9 protein-coding genes are annotated in these 6499 nt (G+C 31.4%); 6 read left to right on the forward strand and 3 right to left on the reverse strand.

Features of this window, described 5'->3' with window-relative positions:
* Nucleotides 1-55: 55 nt before the first annotated feature.
* The 4 genes from mutY to gldD are packed head-to-tail and all read left to right on the forward strand — an operon-like array spanning nucleotide 56 to nucleotide 3399.
* Nucleotides 56-1090: an A/G-specific adenine glycosylase gene (gene mutY / locus FS85_RS0110095; protein WP_010136137.1), complete on the forward strand. Its 1035-nt coding sequence runs from the start codon at nucleotides 56-58 to the stop codon at nucleotides 1088-1090.
* Between the two features lie 38 nt (nucleotides 1091-1128).
* Complete coding sequence (locus FS85_RS0110100) at nucleotides 1129-1530, forward strand: single-stranded DNA-binding protein (protein ID WP_010136138.1); 402 nt, start codon at nucleotides 1129-1131, stop codon at nucleotides 1528-1530.
* A 10-nt stretch (nucleotides 1531-1540) separates the two neighbouring features.
* Nucleotides 1541-2851 (forward strand): gliding motility-associated protein GldE, encoded by a 1311-nt coding sequence (gldE, locus tag FS85_RS0110105; RefSeq protein WP_010136139.1) that lies wholly within the window; start codon nucleotides 1541-1543, stop codon nucleotides 2849-2851.
* The gene (gldD, locus tag FS85_RS0110110; RefSeq protein ID WP_010136140.1) at nucleotides 2848-3399 is read left to right on the forward strand and encodes a gliding motility lipoprotein GldD; all 552 of its coding nucleotides are present in this window, start codon (nucleotides 2848-2850) and stop codon (nucleotides 3397-3399) included. The genes gldE and gldD overlap by 4 nt, the downstream gene beginning before the upstream one ends.
* On the opposite strand, the gene FS85_RS0110115 is transcribed toward gldD, so the two are convergent.
* The 3 genes from FS85_RS0110115 to FS85_RS0110125 all read right to left on the reverse strand — a co-directional run bounded on the left by FS85_RS0110115 (nucleotide 3396) and on the right by FS85_RS0110125 (nucleotide 5696).
* A complete protein-coding gene (locus FS85_RS0110115) occupies nucleotides 3396-4430 on the reverse strand; it encodes a COX15/CtaA family protein (protein WP_010136141.1) in 1035 nt (344 codons plus the stop codon). The genes gldD and FS85_RS0110115 overlap by 4 nt on opposite strands.
* Nucleotides 4431-4549: 119 nt before the next feature.
* Entirely contained in the window at nucleotides 4550-4993 is a 444-nt protein-coding gene (locus tag FS85_RS15480; protein ID WP_010136142.1) for a heavy-metal-associated domain-containing protein, read from the reverse strand.
* Nucleotides 4994-5027: 34 nt separating this feature from the next.
* Nucleotides 5028-5696, reverse strand: coding sequence for a hypothetical protein (locus tag FS85_RS0110125; RefSeq protein WP_010136144.1), 669 nt, complete (start codon nucleotides 5694-5696; stop codon nucleotides 5028-5030).
* A gap of 137 nt (nucleotides 5697-5833) precedes the next feature.
* Here FS85_RS0110125 and rplU point away from each other — a divergent pair, with 137 nt between their 5' ends.
* Together rplU and rpmA are read left to right on the forward strand one after the other, a co-directional pair.
* On the forward strand, nucleotides 5834-6145 hold the full coding sequence (gene rplU, locus FS85_RS0110130; protein ID WP_010136145.1) for a 50S ribosomal protein L21: 312 nt from the start codon (nucleotides 5834-5836) through the stop codon (nucleotides 6143-6145).
* Between the two features lie 56 nt (nucleotides 6146-6201).
* The gene (rpmA, locus tag FS85_RS0110135) at nucleotides 6202-6471 is read left to right on the forward strand and encodes a 50S ribosomal protein L27 (protein ID WP_010136146.1); all 270 of its coding nucleotides are present in this window, start codon (nucleotides 6202-6204) and stop codon (nucleotides 6469-6471) included.
* Nucleotides 6472-6499: the final 28 nt, after the last annotated feature.

Below are 6499 nucleotides of genomic sequence, written 5' to 3' on the forward strand. Positions count from 1 at the left end.
ACCTATCAAATTTTAAAAGAAGTTTCTTTATGTTTGCAATCCTATCTGCAAATATATGGAATTTAATAAAATACTGGAAACGTGGTATTTAAATAACAAAAGAGATTTACCTTGGCGTAAAACACAGAATCCTTACTTTATTTGGATTTCAGAAATCATCTTACAACAGACCAGAATTCAGCAAGGTTTGGATTATTATTACAAATTTATTAACCATTATCCTACCGTACAAGATTTGGCAAACGCTAGTGAAGATGCTGTGCTAAAAGACTGGCAAGGTTTGGGCTATTATTCTAGAGCTAGAAACTTACACTTTTCTGCCAAATACATTGTGCATCAGCTTAACGGTGTTTTTCCAAATAACTATAAAGACTTATTACAACTAAAAGGTGTGGGTGATTATACAGCATCTGCAATTGCTTCTATTTGTTACAATGAAAAAGCTGCTGTGGTTGATGGAAATGTATATCGTGTTTTGGCCCGTTACTTTAATATAGACATTCCTATTAATAGCACCATAGGAATTAAATATTTTAAAAATCTGGCTCAAGAGCTTATTACAAATGCAAACCCTAGAGAGTATAATCAGGCTTTAATGGATTTTGGTTCGTTGGTTTGCAAGCCCCAAAACCCAAACTGTTTAGAATGTCCGTTAGAAAGTAGCTGCCTGGCAAAAGCAAAAAACACAATAGACGAATTGCCTGTTAAAGAAAAAAAAATCACCATAAAAAAACGATATTTTAACTTTATTGTAGTAAACGATGGCCAGTCTACTTTGATAGAAAAAAGAAAAGGAAAAGGAATTTGGGAAAACCTGTATCAATTTCCTTTGATAGAAACTCCTAAAAAAACATTGCTCAAAGATTTGCAAGTACATCCTTTCTTTAAAACCTTTCCATCCAACAACATAGTTTGCTACAATCCAAAAGCTTGGATTCATAAATTAAGCCATCAACATCTTTACACTCATTTTTGGATTTTAGAGTTAGATCAAATTCACCAACCCAACAAAGTAAAGTGGTCTGAAATAGAAAAATATGCCATTCCTAAACTGATTCACAAATTTTTAGAGAGTTACCAAAGCAAATAAATTTTCATTATTTTTGATGCTAGTATAACAACAAACACATGGCAGGTACTTTAAACAAAGTTATGTTGATTGGACATTTAGGAGACAGCGTAAAAACACACTATTTTGATGATGGTTCTTGCGTTGGAAGGTTTCCTATTGCCACCAATGAAACCTATACCCAAAAAAGTACCGGAGAAAAAGTGACCACTACCGAATGGCACAATATTGTGGTAAGAAACAAATTGGCCGAAGTTTGTGAAAAATACCTGACCAAAGGAGACAAGGTATATTGTGAAGGAAAAATAAGAACTCGCGAATGGGAACAAGATGGTACCAAAAGATATACTACAGAAATTCTTGTAAACGAGATGACTTTCTTATCTTCAAAAACAGAAACAAAAAATCCTGAAAAAGAGAAACCAGACTCTAAAGGAATTATTGATGATTTACCTTTTTAATTTTTAAATTTTGCCCGAACCCATATACACTACTGGATTTTCAATAGATACAATTATAGATTGCATCAGCACTATTGTTTTACTGCTATGTTCTGCTTTGATTTCTGGTTCCGAAGTTGCATTTTTTTCGTTAACCAAAAAAGAGTTAGACGAAATTAACGAACTAGAAACACCGCAAGCAAAAAAAGTAATTCTTCTTATAAACGACCCAAAAAAATTATTGGCCAACATTTTGGTTGCCAACAATGCCATCAACATTATAATTGTACTCCTTTCTAAAAATATTGGTACTGTTTTTTTTAAAAACTTAGATTACAACATAGACCTTTACCTATTTCCACTAAACGTACAGTTCTTTGTTCAGGTAATACTTATTACTGTGGTTATTTTAATTTTTGGGGAAGTTTTGCCCAAAGTATACGCTAATAGAAATGCCAAACCTTTTGCCCTGTTAATGAGTCCCGTTTTAACCATTCTTAGCAAAATTTTTAGTTTTATAAGCACCCCACTTACCGCTTTGTCTACCCTTATAGAAAAAAGATTAAACAACTCTAAAAGCAATTTTTCTGTAGAAGACTTGTCTCAAGCATTAGAACTAACCTCTGAAAAAGAAACTACGGCAGAGCAAAAAAATATACTAGAAGGAATTGTTAGTTTTGGAAACACCGAAACCGTACAGATTATGAATCCTAGAATGGATATTTCTGCCATTCCCAAAACTGCTACGTTTCAAGAAGTACTAGAAATTATTGCAGATAAAGGATTTTCTAGAAATCCTGTTTATGATAGCAATATTGATGAAATTATAGGAGTTTTATACGCCAAAGATTTACTTCCTTTTTTGCATAAACAAGATCACAATTGGATTCCTTTGTTACGAGAACCTTTTTTTGTTCCCGAAAATAAAAAATTAGACGATTTACTTATAGACTTTCAAGAACGTAAAAATCACTTGGCCATTGTAGTTGATGAATACGGTGGTACCAGCGGACTGGTTACCCTAGAAGATGTTATTGAAGAAATTGTGGGTGATATCTCTGATGAGTTTGATGAAGACGATTTATCTTATTCTAAAATTGATGACAACAATTATGTTTTTGATGGAAAAATAAATTTAAAAGATTTCTGTAAAGTCATAGAAATAGAAGAAACTATTTTTGAAAAAAACAAAGGTGAATCTGAAACTCTTGCTGGATTAATTCTAGAATTATCAGGAAAATTTCCAAGAAAATTTGAAAAAATCCCGTTTAAGAATCTTGTCTTTACCGTAGAAGCCATCGAAAAAAAACGAATTAAACAAATTAAGGTAGCCCTTGTATGAAGTATTTTTGCCTACTTATTTTTAGTATTTTTTGCATCTCCTGCAAACAGCATCCTGTACCAAAGCCTTATGCCTTTCTTGATCTAAAATATAAAAAACCTACTTACAAAAGCTTTGAAAACCACTCTTCATTTTCTTTTGAAATTTCAAACCAAGCGGTATTTACATCCGAAAACAACCATTGGGCCAATATAGCATACCCTATGCTTAAGGCAGATATTCAGTTAACCTATCAACCAGTAAAAAACGACATTTTACAGCTTATTTCTGATGCCGAAAAACTAACCTATAAGCATACTCTAAAAGCAGACCATATAGAAGTGTATCCGTACGAAAATCAAACAACTAGGGTATACGCCCGTATTTTTGATGTTTCAGGAGATGCAGCTTCGCCTATTCAATTCCAAGCTACCGATTCTGTAAAACACTTTATTACTGGAGCACTTTATTTTAGAGCAGTACCCAATTACGATTCTATCTTACCTGCTGTTAATTACGTAAAAAAAGACATTAGGCATTTAATAGAAACCTTGGAATGGAAACCTTAGGATTTAAATCTATTCAGCCTGTTTGATATAAATATCATATGCAATAGAACACCAAACATTAGGGCACCAGAAAGTAAATGAATGGCTTGAGTTCCAAAAGGAAAACGAACATAGTACATTAATATTCCTGTAAAAGCTTCAAAAAACAACAAAGCTAAAATCCAGTTGACTTGTTTAAACTTTAATAGGAATTTTTTATTGTACCAATACAACATCAGGTTTACAATAACTACAATAATGGTAAAAGATCGATGAAAATAAAATTTAAAACTTGGATCTAGTAAACTTAATTTTTTATGATCAAATCCATAAAGTTTTACTTGCTCATCAACAAATTGTCTTACTTGTGTTCCTAATAGTATCTGAAAAATCATCATTAACAAAGACACGTATAGCAAACGATGAAATAGCTTGTTAAATTTATATCCTGTAGACAAATCACTTTGTTTTACCAAAAAACGAGCTCTTAGCAACAAACCAATAATTACTAAACCTCCTATCATATGAAACGTAATAATGTAAGGAGTTAAAAAACTATCAACTACTACTTTACCCAACCAAGCTTCGAACAACATTCCTAAAAAAGCAACATATACAAGACTTGCTACCCCGGCCACTTTATTTTTGGTAAAAGTTACTCTAAACAACAAAATCAAAAAAACAAAACCAGAGACTACAGAAGCTAGTCTATTTACATACTCTGTCCATGTATGGTATACATTAAAAACAGCATACTCGTGCTTGGTATAGGCTTCCCAATTTTTGGAATTAAAGTTCTGTTGGGTTGTTAGATCTTGCTCTGCTACAAACAAAGCTTCGTTGTGAATAATAATTGCTCCCTTATGAAAACTTGTATTGGGTTGCCAAAGCAATTGTTCTTCTGAAGTTGGTGGAATATAGTATCCAAAACACTTTGGCCAATCTGGACATCCCATTCCAGATCCCGTCATTCGAACCACAGATCCTGCTAAAAAAATTAGATATACAGAAACAATTGCTACGTTTAATGTTTTTATTAGAGCTTTGTTCATTATTAATTTAGTACTAAAATTGCTTTTACAAAACTAAAAAAACTACCCTAGTTACAGGAGTAGTTTTTAATTTCTTACCTTTATTTAAATCCTTTCTGACTAGCGTAGATTTCTTAAAGTCAATGCTTTTGTTTTTCTTGATGACAATTTACTCCTTCTTTGTGCCCACATTCTTCAGCACATTTTTTAGAACATTCTTCGGAACACTTCTTAGTCTTTGCATTGCTAGCAATGGTAGCTTTGTATGTTTTTCCATTTAACAAACCATCGATGGTTTCTTTAATTTTAGCTTCAGAAGTACTATTACTATCATAAGTAAATATTCCTTTTTTAGCCTTAAAATCTACCTTAGAACTTGTTACCCCTTCTAGTTTTGATATTTTAGATTCAATCGTTTTTGCACATCCAATCTCACAGGTCATACCTTCTATATGCAAATCTACTGTTTTTAAAAAAACGGGGTTATTCTGATGATTTGTTACTTTTTTTTCCTCTGATGTAGTTTGACATCCAATTGTTTGAAATGCTAAAAACGCAATGACTATATAATTTACTATTTTCATAAAAAATCAAAATTTACAACAAAGATAAGGTCTTCTATTCAAAATCCGAATCTGAAACATCTCTATTTATTGCTATCGATTTTACAACATGATACACTTTTGCATCTCCTATTTGAACTAAGTATTTTACAGGAAACAAAATACCTTCTACACTTTTATACTCCTGATAATAGGTTTCTTGTAAAATCTTATTTCCTTGTTTTTTTATTCTTACTGCTTCTTTTAACTTTAATCCCGTTTTTTTACTGTAAAAAATTTCTTTATCCCAAAAACCAATTACATTACAAAGTTCACCATTTACGTATTCTTGCCTTACAAAATTAGAGTTATTAAGATATTTAAACTCTGAAAAAATGGCTATTTTTTTTCTAAACTCTTGTTCCTTTTTATTGTTTAGCTTTTTTTTCTTGTCATGTTTTATTTCATATGCAGAAGTTCCGTTAAAAACAATTTTAGAGATTAATTTATCTTCTCTAAAAACCATTCTACATTTAAGGTTTGGAGCTTTCAACTTATTTTCAACTCTTATCTTTTTTTGATGTATTTCGGTTTCCGATACTATGTTTAATGTTTTTACCTGCCTCAGTAAGTTCATTCCCCCAATAGCATTTATATATTTATGTATTACTTCTTTAGGTTTTTCTTGACCAATGACAATACATGTAAAACAAAAAAACACCCCAATAGTTTTCAACAATTTCATCTATTCTTTGATTTTAGATAAATATATAAAAATCAAGCTAATAAATATTTTAAAAAAAAGATTTACACCCCGCTTTGTTGAAAAAAAATAATTATATTTGCATCCATTTTATTAACAAGCATTTTAAATTTTTAAGTATGTACGCAATTGTAGAGATAGCAGGGCAGCAATTTAAAGTAGCAAAAGACCAAAAAGTTTACGTTCACCGTTTACAAAACGAGGAAGGAGAATCTATTTCTTTTGACAACGTTTTATTAGTAGACAAAGATGGTGATGTAACTGTTGGCGCCCCAGCTATAGAAGGAGCTTCAGTAAAAGCTAAAGTTTTAAGTCACCTAAAAGGTGATAAAGTAATCGTTTTCAAGAAAAAAAGAAGAAAGGGTTACAAAAAGAAAAACGGACATCGTCAGTATTTAACTGAAATTCAAATTGAAGCTATTACTGCTTAATTTTTGATGTTCTTAAATTTATAAAAAAGAAACAATAACCTTAAAAACACAATATTATGGCTCATAAGAAAGGTGTCGGAAGTTCGAAGAACGGTAGAGAATCAGAATCGAAACGATTAGGTGTAAAGATATTTGGAGGACAAGCTGCTTTGGCAGGTAACATTTTGGTACGTCAAAGAGGTACTTCTCATAACCCAGGTGAAAATGTTTACATGGGTAAAGACCATACTTTACATGCAAAAGTTGATGGAATTGTAAAATTCCAAAAGAAAAGAAACAACAAATCTTACGTTTCTATTATTCCTGTAGATATTGCAGAAGCATAGTAAACAAAGAGAATCACAAAAANANANA

Origin of the sequence: Ochrovirga pacifica (genome assembly GCF_000220525.1) — a bacterium.
Taxonomy (GTDB): Bacteria; Bacteroidota; Bacteroidia; order Flavobacteriales; family Flavobacteriaceae; genus Ochrovirga; species Ochrovirga pacifica.

Bases quoted from the DNA above. Each gene is read 5' to 3' on its own strand.
- FS85_RS15480 (WP_010136142.1), bottom strand. From the start codon at position 4,993: ATGAAAATAGTAAATTATATAGTCATTGCGTTTTTAGCATTTCAAACA.
- rplU (WP_010136145.1), top strand. From the start codon at position 5,834: ATGTACGCAATTGTAGAGATAGCAGGGCAGCAATTTAAAGTAGCAAAA.
- rpmA (WP_010136146.1), top strand. From the start codon at position 6,202: ATGGCTCATAAGAAAGGTGTCGGAAGTTCGAAGAACGGTAGAGAATCA.
- FS85_RS0110100 (WP_010136138.1), top strand. From the start codon at position 1,129: ATGGCAGGTACTTTAAACAAAGTTATGTTGATTGGACATTTAGGAGAC.
- gldD (WP_010136140.1), top strand. From the start codon at position 2,848: ATGAAGTATTTTTGCCTACTTATTTTTAGTATTTTTTGCATCTCCTGC.
- mutY (WP_010136137.1), top strand. From the start codon at position 56: ATGGAATTTAATAAAATACTGGAAACGTGGTATTTAAATAACAAAAGA.
- FS85_RS0110115 (WP_010136141.1), bottom strand. From the start codon at position 4,430: ATGAACAAAGCTCTAATAAAAACATTAAACGTAGCAATTGTTTCTGTA.
- FS85_RS0110125 (WP_010136144.1), bottom strand. From the start codon at position 5,696: ATGAAATTGTTGAAAACTATTGGGGTGTTTTTTTGTTTTACATGTATT.